The sequence below is a fragment of the Novispirillum itersonii genome (assembly GCF_014205675.1).
GTDB lineage: Bacteria > Pseudomonadota > Alphaproteobacteria > Rhodospirillales > Rhodospirillaceae > Novispirillum > Novispirillum itersonii_A.
Genome location: NZ_JACIIX010000003.1, coordinates 189654 through 204572, shown reverse-complemented (window position 1 = coordinate 204572; position 14919 = coordinate 189654). Strand labels below are relative to the sequence as shown.

Sequence of the window (14919 nt, the reverse complement as noted above, 5' to 3'; positions counted from 1 at the left end):
CAGTTTTACAAAACCGTATCAGACCGTGCCTGCCGGAACGACGGTGTTTTTTCTAGGATCATCCCAACGCCCCCTTACAGGACCGGAGCAGAGCGATGACCCGCCCCTTTCACCTGATTGATGTCTTTGGCAGCACCGGATTCGACGGCAATCCGGTGGCGGTGGTGGCCGCCGCCGAGGATCTGGACACCCAGACCATGCAGCAGATCACCCGCTGGATGAACCTGTCGGAAACCACCTTCCTGCTGCCCCCGACCCATCCCGATGCCGATTACCGGGTGCGGATTTTTACCCTGTCGCATGAGCTGCCGTTTGCCGGGCATCCCACCCTTGGCACCTGCCATGCCTGGCTGGAGATGGGCGGAACCCCGAAAACCCCCGGCCTGATCCGGCAGGAATGCGGGGCCGGGCTGATCGATATCCGTCAGCGGGACGGACTGCTGTTCTTTTCCGCCCCGCCGCTGCTGCGCGGTGGGCCGGTGGACGACTCCACGCTGCGGGATATCACCACCCTGCTGCGGATTCCCCGCAGCGCCATTCAGGACTGCCGCTGGATCGACAACGGCCCCGGCTGGGTCGGTGTCCTGCTGGACTCGGCGGACGCGGTGCTCGCCATCAATCCGATCCGGTCCTTTGACCGGCAGATCGACATCGGCCTGATCGGCCCCTATCCCAAAGGCCATGAGACCGCGTTTGAGCTGCGGGCCCTGTTCAGCACCCCCGGCGGCATCCTGATCGAAGACCCGATCACCGGCAGCCTGAATGCCTCCGCCGCCCAGTGGATGTTTGAGACCGGCCGGGTACAGGGAAGCGGCTATCAGGCGGCACAGGGGACCTGTCTGGGCCGCCGGGGCCGGATCAGCATCCGGCGGGGTGAGGATGGATCCCTCTGGGTCGGCGGAAAGACCATCACCCAGATGACCGGCATCCGCCCGTAACCCCACACCCCCGGAGAGCCGCCATGGCCGTTGAGTCCCTCGCCGCCGTTTATGCCACCTACATTTTTGCCTCCGCCAGCCCCGGCCCCAGCGTGATGGCCATCATGGGCACGGCGATGGCGCAGGGCCGACGCCCCGCCCTGACCCTCGCCCTTGGTGTGATCGGAGGATCCATGACCTGGGCCGGGCTGGCCAGTCTGGGGCTGACGGCCCTGCTGGCCACCCATGCCGGGACCCTCTCAGCCGTCAGGATTGCCGGGGGCTGTTATCTGCTGTGGCTGGCGGTCAAGGCGGCCAAAGCCGCCGGACAGACAACCCCGGCAGCGGAACAGGCCGTTGCATCGGCGTCTGCCGGGCTGTGGAAAACCTTCCGGCAGGGCTATCTGATGCATCTGACCAACCCGAAAGCCATCCTGTCCTGGAGTGCCATTCTGTCGCTGGCCCTGAACCCGGAACGGGCCGCCGGGGATCTGCCGCTGATTGTCGGCGGTTGCTGTGGTCTGGGGCTGGTGATTTTCTGCGGGTATGCGGTGGCATTTTCAACGCCGACAGCCGTCCGCCTGTACGGGCGCGCCCGCCGGGGCATTCAGGGGCTTCTGGCGGTTGGTTTCACCACCGCCGGTCTCAGCCTGATTGTCTCGCGCGGATGAGGAGGATCAGGACGCCTGAGCCAGAGAGGCGGCCGGGCGGTCTTCCTTGAGGATGTCTTTCATGCAGCCGATACACTTCCCACACTGCGGGCGGGTGTCATGGGCGCGGAATACCTGCGCGGGCGTGCGGGCCCCACGGTCCCGGGCAGCGCGGACATCACGGCATTTCAGGTCATTGCACAGACAGACGTACATGATCCCTCCCCGACCGGCCTGCTGTTGAATACAGGCTATGGTGGCTAATGCGGATAATAGTGCAATTCATTCGCATCAAGCAAGCCCTGTCAGAGGATCATCCGACAAAAGTCTGCCTGACACCGGCCCGCAGGGTCAGTCCCACGGCCAAGGCCAGAGGAAGTCTAGACGGACCCTTCATTTTTGCAACTCATTTGCAATTGCATTTTCTCCGTGCTAGTATCCCTTCAGCTGTGGGGGCTTTCCCCACGGAATGACAGAAGACTTCCGTCCACCGGACCGGAAAGGGATCTGAACATGGTGATCTGGCGTGGTCTGTCCCCCGCAATGATGGCTGCCCTGCTGGTGGCCGGGGCCAAAAACCGTGATGCGGCAAAGCCGCCTGCAAATCCCCCGCAGGCCGCTCCGTCGCCACCACAGCCGCAGCGCCCGCACTGACCGCCGTTCCGGACTGTTTTTACGGGGGCAGAATCCGGAACAGGGCCTGTGATAGACTGCTGCCATGTCTACGATGGCCCCTTCCTCTCTGCCCGCCCTTTATGCCGGAGTCGGCTGTACGGCCTCCGCCCGGAGCCGTGATGTTCTGGCCCTGCTGGAGGCAGCCCTGCCTGCCACCGGCACCCTGATATCGCTGGCCAGCCTTGACCGCCGGTGCAGACTGCCTGCCCTGACCGAAACAGCGGCCATGCTGACAGTGCCGCTCCTCGGGTTTTCTGAGGAAAGTCTGCGGAGTTTTCCGCAGGCTGCACCGTCAGCCGCCGCCCGGCTGAGCGGTGTACCGTCTGTCGCCGAAGCCGCCGCACTGGCCTCGGCATCGGCCCGGGCCAGACCGGGGCAGACCGCCGTCCTTTGGCTTGCCAAACAGACCGGGGCCGGGTGTACTGTCGCCCTCGCCGTCCTGACGGACATCCCCTGATCCCAGACCTGTCCCGGTTCAGCCAAGAGCAGTGTGGAACCCCCCGACCATGACCATCCACTTTATCGGGGCTGGCCCCGGAGCGCCTGACCTGATCACCGTCCGTGGCCTGCGTCTGATCCAGTCCTGCCCGGTGTGCCTCTATGCCGGATCACTGGTTCCGGCAGAGGTGGTGGCCGCAGCCCCGGCCGGGGCGACGGTGGTGGATACCGCCTCCCTGCATCTGGATGAGATCATTGCGCTGATGGAACAGGCCCATCGGGCCGGGCAGGATGTGGCCCGGGTCCATTCCGGGGACCCGTCGATCTACGGCGCGATCGGGGAACAGATGCAGCGGCTGGACGCGCTGGGCATTCCCTACGACATCGTGCCGGGGGTTCCCGCCTTTGCCGCCGCCGCCGCCACCCTCCAGCGGGAACTGACCCTGCCGGACGTGGCCCAGACGGTGATCCTGACCCGGACCTCCGTCCGCTCCTCTGCCATGCCGGACGGCGAAGACCTCGCCACGCTGGGCCAAAGCCGGGCAACGCTGGCCATCCATCTGTCGATCAACAATCTGGCGGCGGTGGTCCGGGATCTGCTGCCGCACTATGGCGCCGACTGCCCGGTGGCGGTGGTCTACCGGGCGAGCTGGCCGGATGAGAAAGTCATCACCGGCACCCTCTCGACCATCCGCGATCAGGTCAAAGCAGAGGGCGGCGTCACCCGCACCGCGCTGATTCTGGTGGGCCGGGTGCTTGAGGGACGGTCAGACCGCAGCAGCGCCCTGTATGGGCGGGAACACAGTCATCTGTTCCGCCCTGCCGACGCATAAGGCGGGATTTTAGCCCTGTTCCTGCCGGAAAGGCCGGGTCAACAGCCCGTCGATAACCTCCGGCAGGGCCTGACCATGATTCAACAGGGCATCGACCGCCGCGCATAGCGGCATATCAATGCCCCGCTGCCGGGCCAGAGCCGTCACCGCCGCCGCCGTCGCCACCCCTTCCGTCACCGCTTTCCGTTCCGCCAGAATTTCGGCCAGTGCCCGGCCCTGCCCAAGGGCAAAGCCGAGGGAGAAGTTACGGGACTGCATTGATGTCGCGGTCAGCATCAGGTCGCCCATGCCGGACAGGCCCATAAAGGTCTGCGGCTGCCCCCCCAAGGCGATGCCCAGCCGGGTGATTTCCGCCAGCCCCCGGGTCAGCAGGGCCGCCCGGGCGTTGTCCCCCAACCCGGCCCCTTCCAGAATCCCGCAGGCAATCGCCAGAACGTTCTTCACCGCCCCGCCGGTTTCCGCGCCGATCAGATCCGCTGAATGATAGGGCCGGAAGGTGCGGGTCCCCAGAGCCTGCACCAGCTGCTCCGCCACGCCATCCACATCACTGGCGATGGTCACCGCCGTCGGCAGACCTTTGGCCACTTCCGCCGCGAAGGACGGGCCGGACAGACAGGCCAGCGGGGTGCCAGCCGGAAGTTCCGCCCGCACCACATCGGTCATCAATGCGCCGGAGCTGAGTTCAATCCCCTTGGAACACAGGACCGCCGGGCTGCCGGGCCGCCACAGCGGTGCCAGATCGCGGCAGACCGCCCGCAGGAACTGGGCCGGAACCACCAGCAGAACCGCATCGGCCTCGCAGGCGGCGGCAAGATCCGGTGTTGCCACCAAAGCGGGATCCAGCGGGCAGCCGGGCAGGTATTCCCGGTTCAGATGATCGCGGTTGATCTGGTCAACGACAGCGGCATCCCGGGCCCACAGGACCACGTCCCGCCCGGCCCGGACCGCTGTCTGCGCCAGTGCCGTTCCCCATGCCCCGGCCCCGATCACCCCAATCCGCTGCACCCTTGCTCTCCCGCAGGTCAAAACCGGGCGCAGCATTCCTTATTCCCCGTGATTGAGCAAGGCTCCGCGACGGCGGGCACCGCGAAAAGCCAGCAGAAACCCGCCGCCCGCCAACGCCAGATAGAGCAGATTCAGCCCCACCGCCGCCCACAGGTGTCCCCACTGGAACACCCCGTCAAACAGCACCGCCCGCATGCCTTCAAACACATGCGCCGGAGGGAAGGCCAGCGCCAGCGGCTGCAACCAGCCGGGCAGCACCGAGAGCGGATAATAGATCCCCGAAATCGGGGCAAAGGCGAACACCACCACCCAGGCCAGACTTTCCGCCCCCAGCCCGAACCGCAGGATCAGGGCGCAGATGGCAATGCCAAGGCTCCAGCCCGTCACCATCAGGCAGGCAAAGAACACCAGCAGCGGCAGCCCCATGGAAAACACGTTGTAGGAATAAAACGGAATCGCCAGAACCGCCGCCGGAATGATTCCGATCAGGGTCCGCAGCAGGCTCATCGTCATCAGGGCCAGCAGATATTCGGTCGGGCGCAGCGGGCTGACGAACAGATGCCCGAGATTGCGGGCCCACATTTCTTCCAGAAAGGAGACAGACACCCCGAGATTGGCCCGGAACAGCACATCCCACAGCAGCATCGCCGCCAGCAGCGCCCCGGCGGACTGGGCCAGCCATGAGGATTGCGTGGTGAAGAAGGAAGAAATAAACCCCCATAGAATCATCTGCATGGTCGGCCAGTAGGCCATTTCCAGCAGCCGCACCGGCCCGGACTTCAGGGTATAAAGATGGCGCAGACACACCGCCCCGATCCGCCGCAGGCTGATCATGCCTCCACCTCCGCCGCCGTCCGCCTGTCGCGGGCAATATCCAGAAACACCTCTTCCAGCGACTCCCGGCCATAGCGGGACAGCAGATCCGCCGGAGTCCCCTGATCGCGGATCACGCCGTTGCGCATCATCAGCACGGTATCGCACAGGCGCTCGACCTCGGCCATGTTGTGAGAGGCCAGAAAAATCGTTGCGCCGCTGCGGGCCTGATACTGCTCCAGATAGGTGCGGATCCAGTCGCCGGTGTCCGGATCAAGGCTGGCGGTCGGCTCATCGAGAATCAGCAGATCCGGATCATTCAGCAGGGCCTTGGCCAGTGCCACCCGGGTCTTCTGTCCCGCCGACAGCCGCCCGGTCGGGCGGTCGAGCAGCGTGGCAATGTCCAGTTCCTCGGCCAGCCGGGCAATCCGGCCCCGGACATCGCTCAGGGAATACAGATGCGCATAGATCGTCAGGTTCTGGCGGATGGTCAGCCGCCCCGGCAGATCCACATAGGGGCTGGAAAAATTCATACGCGGCAGCACCGCATGACGGTCCGCCAGCATGTCTTTCCCGAAAATGTGAATGCTGCCTGCGGTCGGTTCCAGCACGCCGAGCAGCATCGACAGGGTGGTGGTCTTCCCCGCCCCGTTTCCACCGAGCAAGGCAACGGTTGACCCGGCCGGAACCGAGAAGGTCAGGTCCTCCACCGCCGTGACCGCACCATAGCGTTTGACCAGCCCATGAACGGCAATCGCCGGAGTGTCAGGAAGCGCCGCCATCACATCACCAGATAGGTGCGCATCATTTTGTCCAGAATCCGCCCCTGAAACAGCGAAAAGCCGATCTCCTGACCGATCTCAATCGCCTTTTCATCGTCGCAGCGGGCCAGAATGATCCGGCCCTGCGTACTCCGCTTGATTGCCTCAACCGTCCGGGCCCCAGCCTTGCTCTGTAAGATCATCGGCAGATCATCATCCCACTGTAGCTTGACCATATCCACCCCAAGGCGGCTTGCGTCCACAAACGGCAGGGTCCGCCATGTCAGGCCGTCGATACAGATCCGGTAACCGCGCTGCCGGGTAAAGTCACGGGCAAAGAAAAAGGCCTGAAGGTCGGAGAAAATATCTTCCGGACGCAACTCCAGCACCACAGTCCCATGGCTTCCCGGGGCAATGCTGTCATCGAACTTCAGAAAATCCTCGGACAGGATGGTTGCGACATTCAGGTTCAGGGAGAAACCGGACGCCAGTGTTTTATCATCGCGCCGGGTCAGCATCGCCAGAACCCGGCGGTCCAGCGTCTGGGTCATATGCTGGAACAGCCACGGGTTGGAGGCCAGTTCCACATGCGGAATGAGGGCGGCGCGCAAATCAGAGATCGAGACAAACACTTCGGTAAAGACCGGATCCGGAGCACTGCGCCCGACCACAGCACAGACCGCCTGCCGCCGGATCAGGCTGGACAGATCCGCCCGCATCAACGCCGACTCCACCCGGCTCAGGATCTCCGGTGTCAGACCGGCCCCCTCGCGGTGAATCTCCTTGATATCTCCGGTTGCCCGATGACGGCGGCGCGCCGGGGCCGACACTCCCCGATGTTCCGACACCAGCTTGCGCACCGCCGCAAGAAGATCATCAAAATCCTTATCAAAGGAAAACCAGGTGACAAAGGGATCCGGCCCGTCAGCGGGCGGCGCTGTCTCAACCAGTGGATCCCCGGCAAACAGGAACTTGGACTTCACCAGTGCCGAGCGGATGTTGTCACTGCTGATGCTGTTAAACGTGATGAACAGATCAAAGTTGCGCAGCCAGTAAATCCGCACCCCTTCCCGCTGGATCAGCCCCTGAAAATGGGACTCCACAGCCCGCAGCGCGTGTTCCGGACGCATCTTCGGGTCCAGCTTTGACAGATGCACCTGCGCCGCCGCCCGGCCCTTGGTCTGACTGGCCGACAGCTTGAGATCGGACAGCAGCCGCTTTTCTTGGGCCGCGCCCTGAGGATGTTCGGGTTGACGCTGTACCATCGGTCAGTGACCTCCTGTCCCGGATGGGGTCACCGGAGCCCGGGCCGCCCGCCCCCGCCGGGGCGGAGAGGCAAATTCCTGCACCGCATCCAAAGCCTGCGGATGCGGGCACTGATGCCGGGTGGCGTTGTCCACCGCGTTGCGCCAGCGCACAAAATCCCGCAGGGACACCCCGGCCAGCTGCGGCTGGGTGTTGATGCTGACCGTCCCCAGAATCGCATCCATGAACCGGCCCTGGAAGGTGTAAATCCCATGGGTCAGGCCCCAGGTGATGGCCAGTTCGGTATCGCAACGGGTCAGGATCACCCGGTCCCCGCCAAGGGCCTCGACGATATCCCCCAGCTCATCGCCCGAGCCGGGATGCCCGGGGGCTGCCAGGTCGGACGCCCACTGGATCTTGACGAAATCCGGATCCAGCTGACGCATGTCCAGCGCCCCAAGCATCGCCGGGGTCAGGCTGTCGATCAGAATGGCGTCTCCGTCCGCCCGCAGCTGATCCCGGACTTTCAGGAATTTTGCCAGATTGGTGAAGACGTCGATCAGCTGCACTTCCAGCACCACCGGCTTGGGGCCCAGCACCTGACGCAACACCTGATATTCGCGGGTCTCCACTGTCTCCAGATTCAGGTTCAGGCTGATCCGCTTCGGGGCCTGTACCACCTCGGCCCGGGGCAGGCCGGTCAGGACCAGACGGTCAAGACTGCGGGAAAAATCCTGAAACAGCCAGCGGGCGGAAAACAGATCGGTCTCCGGAGCCACCGCCTTCCGCAGATCCGCCATCGAGGTATAAATTTCCTCAAACAGGATCACCGCCTTCCGGTCCATCACCCGGACACAGGGCTGGCGGCGCAGGTGATGGCGGATATTGATTTTCCCCAACCCCTCCAGCAGCCCGCTCAGTTTCTCCGGCGTCAGATCCTGTGCATGCGGCGGTGCTTTCAGCAGGTCGCGGCGGCGCTTCTCGGCGTCGGCCAGAAGCCCCTTGATCACCTGACGCAATTCGTCCAGATCCACCTCGAAGGCATACCAGGTGACGAAGGGATCAAACCCGTCCTCGTCATCGGCATCAGACCATGTCAGCGGATCGTGGCTGAACAGCGACTTGATCCGCTGGATCATCCGGTCGATCTCATCTTCCGGCATGTCGCGGCCGATAATCATGATATCGCCGTTGGACATGGAAAAGACCCGCAGCCCGGCATCGGATTCCATCGGGGCAAACAGCCGGGCGGCGATCCGCAGATACTGGGGCGGGCGATGGGCAGGCATCAGCTGTGACAGATGCAGATGCACGGCGGTCCGGCCCGACGGGGTCTTCGCACCACGTTCAACCAGATCAATCAGTTCGCGCTCGGCGTGTGTAGGATCACGGTACAACACGATGGACAGCCTTGTCTGGGGACAGCCTTGTCTGGACTCCGGGGACCGGAAACTCTGGTGGCCGCTGCGGATCATCCCGTCCGGCGGCCAGCCCCGACTGTAAAACGAACCCCCACCCCGAAGCGAGGGAAAACAAACATAACAAAGCCCTTGGCAGGCCATAGCAAGCGGTGCTGACCGTGGTTTTCCTGTGAGCGGGGTTTTCCTGTGAGCGGGGTTTTCCTGTGAGCGGGGTTTTCCTGTGAGCGGGGTTTTCCTGTGAGCGGGGTTTTCCTGCGGGCGGGGTTTTCCTGCGGGACGGAACAATGCTAAGAACGGAAGCGAAGAACGGAGACCGGGCACCGGAAAAATCCGGACCGTCCGCCTGCCGCCATCCGCCACACCATGGAATTTCCTGATGTCCGAACGTCATTCCCGTCTGGCCGCCCATGTTTCCGCCCTTGGCTCCGCCACCGTCCTGTGTCTTGGCGACATCATGCTGGACCGTTTCGTCAGCGGAAGTGTTGACCGGATTTCGCCGGAAGCCCCGATTCCGGTGCTGCGGGTGCTGCGGGAAACCAGCATGCTGGGCGGGGCGGGCAATGTTGTCCGCAATCTGGTCGGCCTGAAAGCCCGCGCCCTGTTCCTGTCCACGGTCGGGGATGATACCGCCGGGCGGGAAATCGCCGATATGCTGGGAAACCTGCCGCTGGTCACCCCGATGCTGGAGGTTGAGACCGCCCGCCAGACCGGCATCAAAATCCGCTATCTGGCCGGAAGCCAGCAGCTGCTGCGGGCTGACCGCGAAACGGTGCTGGATATCGCCCCGGAACGGGCAGCCTCGCTGTTGGCCGGGATTGCCGCCCATATCACCCAATGTCAGGCGATGATCCTGTCGGATTACGGCAAGGGCGTGCTGACCAACGACGTGATCCGCTCCAGCATTGATCTGGCCAATGCCGCCGGGCTGCCGGTGGTGGTTGACCCCAAGGGCCGGGACTATTCCATTTACCGGGGGGCCACGGTGGTGACCCCCAACCGCAAGGAACTGCACGAGGCCACCGGCCTGCCGACCCAGACCGATGCCGACGTGATCACCGCCGCCCGGCACCTGATCGACACCTGCGGCATCACCAATGTGCTGGCCACCCGCAGTCAGGACGGGATGACACTGGTGCAGTCCGATGGCACGGTCACCCATCTGCCGGCAGAAGCGCGGGAAGTATTCGATGTCTCCGGGGCCGGGGATACCGTGGTTGCCACCCTTGCCGCCGCACTGGCCTGCGGTGCGCCGCTGGCGGAAGCCGCGGAAGTGTCCAACATCGCCGCCGGGATTGTTGTCGGCAAGGTCGGCACCGCTGCCGTCACCGCCCATGAGGTGATTGAGACCCTGCACCATCAGGACCTTGAAAGCAGCGATGCCAAGATCCTCGACCGCAACCGGGCCGCCGAACAGGCGGAACTGTGGCGGCGGCGCGGCCAGACGGTCGGCTTCACCAACGGCTGTTTTGACCTGCTGCATCCCGGCCATCTGGCCCTGCTGCGGCAGGCCCGCAGCGCCTGCGACCGGCTGGTGGTCGGCCTGAACAGCGATGCCTCGGTCAAGCGCCTGAAGGGGGAAACCCGCCCGGTCCAGACCGAAGCCGCCCGCGCCGCCGTTCTTGCCGCCCTACAGATGGTGGATGCGGTCGTCGTCTTCGGCGAAGACACCCCTTATGACCTGATCTGCACCCTGCGTCCGGATGTTCTGGTCAAAGGGGCCGATTACACGGTGGAAACCGTGGTCGGGGCTGATGTGGTGATGGGCTATGGCGGGCGGGTCGTCCTCGCCCAGCTGGAACCCGGCCAGTCCACCACCAACACCATCCGCCGGATGAACGGGCAGGGATAAAACCGGTTCCCACTTCTTCCTGCTGGCCGTGAAACAACAAAAAGCCTGCCCGGTCGAAAGACCTGGACAGGCTTTTTTGTAAGGAGTCCCCGGCAGAAACCGGACCTCCCGATGATCGCAGGGCTTACTTGGGTGCCAGCACCATGATCATCTGACGGCCTTCCATCTTCGGAAGCTGTTCGACCTTCACCAGATCAAGAGTTTCCTCCTTCACCCGGTTCAGGACATCCATCCCCAGATTCTGGTGGGCCAGTTCGCGGCCACGGAAGCGCAGGGTCACCTTCACCTTGTCGCCTTCTTCGATGAAACGCTTCAGGGCACGCATTTTGACCTGATAGTCGTTGTCATCAATGTTGGGACGCAGCTTGATTTCCTTGACCTCGATGACCTTGGTCTTCTTCCGCTGCTCGGCCTTGCGCTTCTGGTTCTCGTACTTGAACTTACCATAGTCGAGAATCTTGCACACCGGCGGCTCGGCATTGGGGGAGATCTCGACGAGGTCGAGACCTGCCGTATCTGCCATTTCCTGAGCTTCGCGGATATGCACCACGCCCACCTGTTCGCCATCCTGATCAATCAGGCGAACCATCTGGGCGGTGATCATGTCGTTGACGCGCGGTCCATCCTTGGACGGCGGCGTCTGCATCGGCGGCCTAGCTATGAAACCCTCTCCATAAATTCGGGTTGTAGTCAGGAGAGCGGATCCGGCGACAGTCGCCTTCCGGCGAGACTGTGACCAGATCTGAGTGCGTCACTCTCCCTCGGAAGATTGTCGTAGGGGCCCGCGCCCCCGGTTATTCAGGAAGCAGGAAGGGTGCCGGGTCAGAGACCCGGCACCTTCGCTTCTTCCATAAGTTTAGCGACAGCGTCAGTCAGCGCAAGCACTTCTTGGGCATCACCGCCCAAACGGCGCAGAGCGACCTTGCCTTCTTCGGCCTCACGCTTGCCGACAACCGCGATAACCGGCACTTTTTTGTGCGAGTGTTCACGGACCTTATAGTTAATTTTTTCGTTGCGGGTATCGACTTCCACCCGCAGACCGGCCTTGCGCAGGGTCGCGGCAACGGTGTGGGCATAGTCATCGCCGTCCGAGGTGATGGTGGTGACCACCACCTGAGTCGGTGCCAGCCACAGCGGGAACTTCCCGGCGAAGTTTTCGATCAGGATGCCGATGAAGCGCTCGAACGACCCGAGAATCGCCCGGTGCAGCATCACCGGACGGTGACGGTTGCCATCTTCCCCGACATAGTCGGCGTCCAGACGGTCCGGCAGCACATAGTCCACCTGAAGGGTTCCGCACTGCCAGTCACGGCCGATGGCATCGCGCAGCACGAATTCCAGCTTCGGGCCGTAGAAGGCCCCTTCGCCCGGATTCGGCGAGGTTTCAATACCGGCGGCAGCGGTGGCGCGCTTCAGGGCTTCCTCGGCGCGGTCCCACACGTCATCAGACCCGGCACGGTTTTCCGGCCGGTCAGAGAACTTCACCTTGATCTCAGAGAAGCCGAAGTCGGCATAGACGCTGCGCAGCAGGTCACAGAACGCCTTCGTTTCGCTTTCGATCTGGTCATCGGTACAGAAGATGTGGGCATCGTCCTGCGTGAAGGCACGGACGCGCATCAGGCCGTGCAGCGCCCCGGAGGCCTCGTTACGGTGACAGGCACCGAACTCAGCCATGCGCAGCGGCAGATCCCGGTAGGACTTGATGCCCTGCTTGAAGATCTGGATGTGGCACGGACAGTTCATCGGCTTCACAGCCAGCGTCTTATCTTCCGAGCCGGTGACAAACATGTTGTCCCGGTAGTTGGCCCAGTGCCCGGACAGCTCCCACAGGTGGCTGTCCACCAGCTGCGGGGTGTTCACTTCCAGATAGCCTGCGGCTTCCAGACGGTTGCGCATATAGGTCCGCAGGGTACGGTACACCGCCCAGCCCTTGGGATGCCAGAACACCGCGCCCTGCGCCTCGAGCTGGAAGTGGAACAGGTCCATTTCCTTGCCCAGACGGCGGTGGTCGCGCTTTTCCGCCTCTTCCAGCATGTGCAGGTAGTCATCAAGCTGCTTCTGGTTGGCCCAGGCGGTGCCGTAGATCCGCTGGAGCACAGCGTTCTTGGCGTCGCCGCGCCAGTAGGCCCCGGCCACCTTGGTCAGCTTGAAGGCCTTGCCCAGCTTGTCGGTGGACGGCAGATGCGGGCCACGGCACAGGTCTTTCCAGTCGCCCTGACGGTAAACCGTGATGGTCTCCGTACCCGGCAGATCGCGGATGATCTCGGCCTTGTACTTTTCGCCGATGCCTTCGAAGTGGGCAATCGCCTCGGTGCGGTCCCACACCTCGCGGACGATCTCCAGCTTGCGGTCGACGATGTCGCGCATCCGTGCCTCGATCTTTTCCAGATCGTCGGTGGAAAACGGCTCATCGCGGGCAAAGTCGTAATAAAAGCCATTTTCGATGGACGGGCCGATGGTGACCTGCGTGCCCGGATACAGTTCCTGCACTGCCTGCGCCATGATGTGCGCGGCGTCATGGCGCAGCAGCTCCAGCGCGGATTCGTCCTTGGCAGTGACGATCGACACCTTGGCATCGCGGTCAATCACCCGGGTCAGGTCCCACATGTCGCCGTCGACAAACACCGCCAGCGCGGCCTTGCCGAGGCTGGTGCTGATGTTTTTGGCGATCTCAAGACCGGAAACCGGGCCTTCGAAGGAGCGGACACTGCCGTCGGGCAGGGTAATGGCAACCATGATTTTCTTTCTCTGTGATGGGCGCCGGTCAGTCGGACCGAGGAGGCATGACGGGGCGCGGGGTTCAGGTCTGGCGGTGCCCCCACCGGTGAAAACCGGCCGGGCAGAACCGCAGGGACAGAAATTCCGGGACGTGCTGGGCGCGGGTCAGCAGACGGTCACGCCAGAGGCCGCATCAGGCGACACAGAACCCGGTGCCCATAGTTCGCGCCGCCACACCGCCAATGCGGGTGGACAGGGGCAGGCCGATCAGGCCGGAGCGAACAGACGAGGGGGACACGGGATCCATTCCATACAGGAAAAACAGAGGCCCACACCTTACCGCACTGCAATCTCCACCGCAACCGGTGTCAGACTGCGTCTGACACACGGCAGCCAGAACCGGTACAGGGGCAGGGCAGGGCCAGAAACGGGGAACAGAAACGGGAGATCATGCCCCGTCTCCGCCCCCCATCTCCGGATCAGGCAAAATCAGGCCGGAACCCCGGCGGAGGTGGAATGCTGGAAGTGCAGCACCTCGCCCGGGAACACCAGCGAATAGCAGGCGTGCGCCGCCTGCGCCGCCTCGGCAAAGCCGGTCAGGATCAGCTTCAGCTTGTGCGGATAGTGGCAGACGTCGCCCATGGCAAAGATCCCCGGCACATTGGTCGCCCCGGTGGTCGGATCAATGGTGATGGTGCTGCGTTCCATCGCCAGACCCCACCCGGCGATCGGGCCGAGGTCGGTCGCCAGCCCGAAGAACGGCAGCAGCACATCGGCGTCCAGCACCCGGGTGCCGCCGTCCAGATCCGCCACTTCCACCCCGGTCAGCACCCCTCCGGTCAACACACCATTATCGCCGTGCAGGGCGGACAGCTGATAGGGCACCACCAGCTCGATCTTCCCGGCATCGGCCAGTTCCTGAAGGCGGGCGGCACTTTCCGGCGCACAGCGGAATTTGGCACGGCGGTGAACCACCTGCACGCTGGCCGCCACCTCGGACAGGGAAATCGCCCAGTCAACGGCGGAATCCCCGCCCCCGGCGATCACCACCTTCTTGCCCCGGTACTCTTCCCGCCGGGTGACGTAGTAGAACACCGAGGTGCCTTCATAGGCCTCCAGCCCCTTCAGCGGCGGGCGGTTGGGACCAAAGGCCCCGGCCCCGGCGGCAATCATCACCACCGCCGCCTCGATCACCGTGCCCTTGCTGGTCTCGGCCCGCCAACGGCCATCTTCGGTGCGGGTCAGGCCAATCACCTGCTGCCCGAGATGGTACACCGGAGCGAACGGCTCCACCTGCTGGCTGAGCTTATCAATCAGATCCCCCGCCAGAACCGAAGGATGCGCCGGAATGTCAAAGATCGGCTTTTCCGGATACAGGGCGGCACACTGGCCGCCGATGTTGTCGAGCACATCGACCACATGGCATTTGATCCGGAGCATCCCGCACTGAAACACGGTGAACAGGCCAACCGGACCCGCACCGATCACCAGAGCATCGGTGCGATGAATCGCATCAGTCATCTTCAGGGTTTCCTGATAAAAAGCGGACCATAAGATTGGGCCGCAGAGTGAACCCGTGACCGCAGCGGATCAA

The 14919-nt window shown here is 63.6% G+C and carries 15 protein-coding genes; 6 read left to right on the top strand and 9 right to left on the bottom strand.

What is annotated here, in order from left to right; translation table 11 throughout:
- Positions 1–95 precede the first annotated feature (95 nt).
- Both FHS48_RS06005 and FHS48_RS06000 read left to right on the top strand, forming a co-directional pair.
- A complete protein-coding gene (locus FHS48_RS06005) occupies positions 96–938 on the top strand; it encodes a PhzF family phenazine biosynthesis protein (RefSeq protein WP_184262374.1) in 843 nt (280 codons plus the stop codon).
- A 23-nt stretch (positions 939–961) separates the two neighbouring features.
- Entirely contained in the window at positions 962–1588 is a 627-nt protein-coding gene (locus tag FHS48_RS06000; protein ID WP_184262372.1) for a LysE family translocator, read from the top strand.
- Between the two features lie 6 nt (positions 1589–1594).
- Here FHS48_RS06000 and FHS48_RS05995 read toward each other — a convergent pair whose 3' ends face one another.
- Positions 1595–1783, bottom strand: a complete 189-nt coding sequence (locus tag FHS48_RS05995) for a (2Fe-2S)-binding protein (protein WP_184262370.1) — start codon at positions 1781–1783, stop codon at positions 1595–1597.
- Positions 1784–2080: 297 nt separating this feature from the next.
- On the opposite strand from FHS48_RS05995, the gene FHS48_RS05990 reads away from it, so the two are divergent.
- The 3 genes from FHS48_RS05990 to cobM all read left to right on the top strand — a co-directional run bounded on the left by FHS48_RS05990 (position 2081) and on the right by cobM (position 3513).
- The gene (locus tag FHS48_RS05990) at positions 2081–2221 is read left to right on the top strand and encodes a hypothetical protein (protein WP_184262367.1); all 141 of its coding nucleotides are present in this window, start codon (positions 2081–2083) and stop codon (positions 2219–2221) included.
- Between the two features lie 64 nt (positions 2222–2285).
- Positions 2286–2699: a cobalamin biosynthesis protein gene (locus tag FHS48_RS05985; RefSeq protein WP_184262365.1), complete on the top strand. Its 414-nt coding sequence runs from the start codon at positions 2286–2288 to the stop codon at positions 2697–2699.
- Between the two features lie 49 nt (positions 2700–2748).
- Positions 2749–3513, top strand: coding sequence for a precorrin-4 C(11)-methyltransferase (gene cobM, locus FHS48_RS05980; RefSeq protein WP_184262363.1), 765 nt, complete (start codon positions 2749–2751; stop codon positions 3511–3513).
- A 9-nt stretch (positions 3514–3522) separates the two neighbouring features.
- On the opposite strand, the gene FHS48_RS05975 is transcribed toward cobM, so the two are convergent.
- The 5 genes from FHS48_RS05975 to FHS48_RS05955 are packed head-to-tail and all read right to left on the bottom strand — an operon-like array spanning position 3523 to position 8737.
- Positions 3523–4554, bottom strand: coding sequence for an NAD(P)H-dependent glycerol-3-phosphate dehydrogenase (locus FHS48_RS05975; RefSeq protein WP_184262361.1), 1032 nt, complete (start codon positions 4552–4554; stop codon positions 3523–3525).
- 3 nt (positions 4555–4557) lie between these two features.
- Positions 4558–5352 (bottom strand): ABC transporter permease, encoded by a 795-nt coding sequence (locus FHS48_RS05970; RefSeq protein ID WP_184262360.1) that lies wholly within the window; start codon positions 5350–5352, stop codon positions 4558–4560.
- On the bottom strand, positions 5349–6113 hold the full coding sequence (locus tag FHS48_RS05965) for an ABC transporter ATP-binding protein (RefSeq protein WP_184262358.1): 765 nt from the start codon (positions 6111–6113) through the stop codon (positions 5349–5351). Before FHS48_RS05965 ends, FHS48_RS05970 begins: the two co-directional genes overlap by 4 nt.
- Positions 6113–7357, bottom strand: a complete 1245-nt coding sequence (locus FHS48_RS05960) for an EAL domain-containing protein (protein ID WP_184262356.1) — start codon at positions 7355–7357, stop codon at positions 6113–6115. The genes FHS48_RS05965 and FHS48_RS05960 overlap by 1 nt, the downstream gene beginning before the upstream one ends.
- Before the next feature lie 3 nt (positions 7358–7360).
- Positions 7361–8737, bottom strand: coding sequence for a hypothetical protein (locus FHS48_RS05955; protein ID WP_184262354.1), 1377 nt, complete (start codon positions 8735–8737; stop codon positions 7361–7363).
- 397 nt (positions 8738–9134) lie between these two features.
- Here FHS48_RS05955 and rfaE1 point away from each other — a divergent pair, with 397 nt between their 5' ends.
- Positions 9135–10607, top strand: coding sequence for a D-glycero-beta-D-manno-heptose-7-phosphate kinase (rfaE1, locus tag FHS48_RS05950; protein ID WP_184262352.1), 1473 nt, complete (start codon positions 9135–9137; stop codon positions 10605–10607).
- 124 nt (positions 10608–10731) lie between these two features.
- Here the strand turns inward: rfaE1 and infC are convergent, their stop codons facing one another.
- From infC to FHS48_RS05935, 3 genes are all read right to left on the bottom strand, one after another.
- A complete protein-coding gene (gene infC / locus FHS48_RS05945) occupies positions 10732–11253 on the bottom strand; it encodes a translation initiation factor IF-3 (protein ID WP_184262350.1) in 522 nt (173 codons plus the stop codon).
- 176 nt (positions 11254–11429) lie between these two features.
- On the bottom strand, positions 11430–13343 hold the full coding sequence (gene thrS / locus FHS48_RS05940; RefSeq protein WP_184262348.1) for a threonine--tRNA ligase: 1914 nt from the start codon (positions 13341–13343) through the stop codon (positions 11430–11432).
- 471 nt (positions 13344–13814) lie between these two features.
- Entirely contained in the window at positions 13815–14846 is a 1032-nt protein-coding gene (locus FHS48_RS05935; protein ID WP_184262346.1) for an NAD(P)/FAD-dependent oxidoreductase, read from the bottom strand.
- Between the last annotated feature and the right edge of the window lie 73 nt (positions 14847–14919).

Coding starts and splice junctions, on each gene's coding strand:
- FHS48_RS05960 (WP_184262356.1), bottom strand. CDS start 7,357: ATGGTACAGCGTCAACCCGAACATCCTCAGGGCGCGGCCCAAGAAAAG.
- FHS48_RS05970 (WP_184262360.1), bottom strand. CDS start 5,352: ATGATCAGCCTGCGGCGGATCGGGGCGGTGTGTCTGCGCCATCTTTAT.
- FHS48_RS06005 (WP_184262374.1), top strand. CDS start 96: ATGACCCGCCCCTTTCACCTGATTGATGTCTTTGGCAGCACCGGATTC.
- rfaE1 (WP_184262352.1), top strand. CDS start 9,135: ATGTCCGAACGTCATTCCCGTCTGGCCGCCCATGTTTCCGCCCTTGGC.
- FHS48_RS05990 (WP_184262367.1), top strand. CDS start 2,081: ATGGTGATCTGGCGTGGTCTGTCCCCCGCAATGATGGCTGCCCTGCTG.
- thrS (WP_184262348.1), bottom strand. CDS start 13,343: ATGGTTGCCATTACCCTGCCCGACGGCAGTGTCCGCTCCTTCGAAGGC.
- FHS48_RS06000 (WP_184262372.1), top strand. CDS start 962: ATGGCCGTTGAGTCCCTCGCCGCCGTTTATGCCACCTACATTTTTGCC.
- FHS48_RS05965 (WP_184262358.1), bottom strand. CDS start 6,113: ATGGCGGCGCTTCCTGACACTCCGGCGATTGCCGTTCATGGGCTGGTC.
- FHS48_RS05995 (WP_184262370.1), bottom strand. CDS start 1,783: ATGTACGTCTGTCTGTGCAATGACCTGAAATGCCGTGATGTCCGCGCT.
- FHS48_RS05935 (WP_184262346.1), bottom strand. CDS start 14,846: ATGACTGATGCGATTCATCGCACCGATGCTCTGGTGATCGGTGCGGGT.
- cobM (WP_184262363.1), top strand. CDS start 2,749: ATGACCATCCACTTTATCGGGGCTGGCCCCGGAGCGCCTGACCTGATC.
- infC (WP_184262350.1), bottom strand. CDS start 11,253: ATGCAGACGCCGCCGTCCAAGGATGGACCGCGCGTCAACGACATGATC.
- FHS48_RS05975 (WP_184262361.1), bottom strand. CDS start 4,554: ATGCTGCGCCCGGTTTTGACCTGCGGGAGAGCAAGGGTGCAGCGGATT.
- FHS48_RS05985 (WP_184262365.1), top strand. CDS start 2,286: ATGTCTACGATGGCCCCTTCCTCTCTGCCCGCCCTTTATGCCGGAGTC.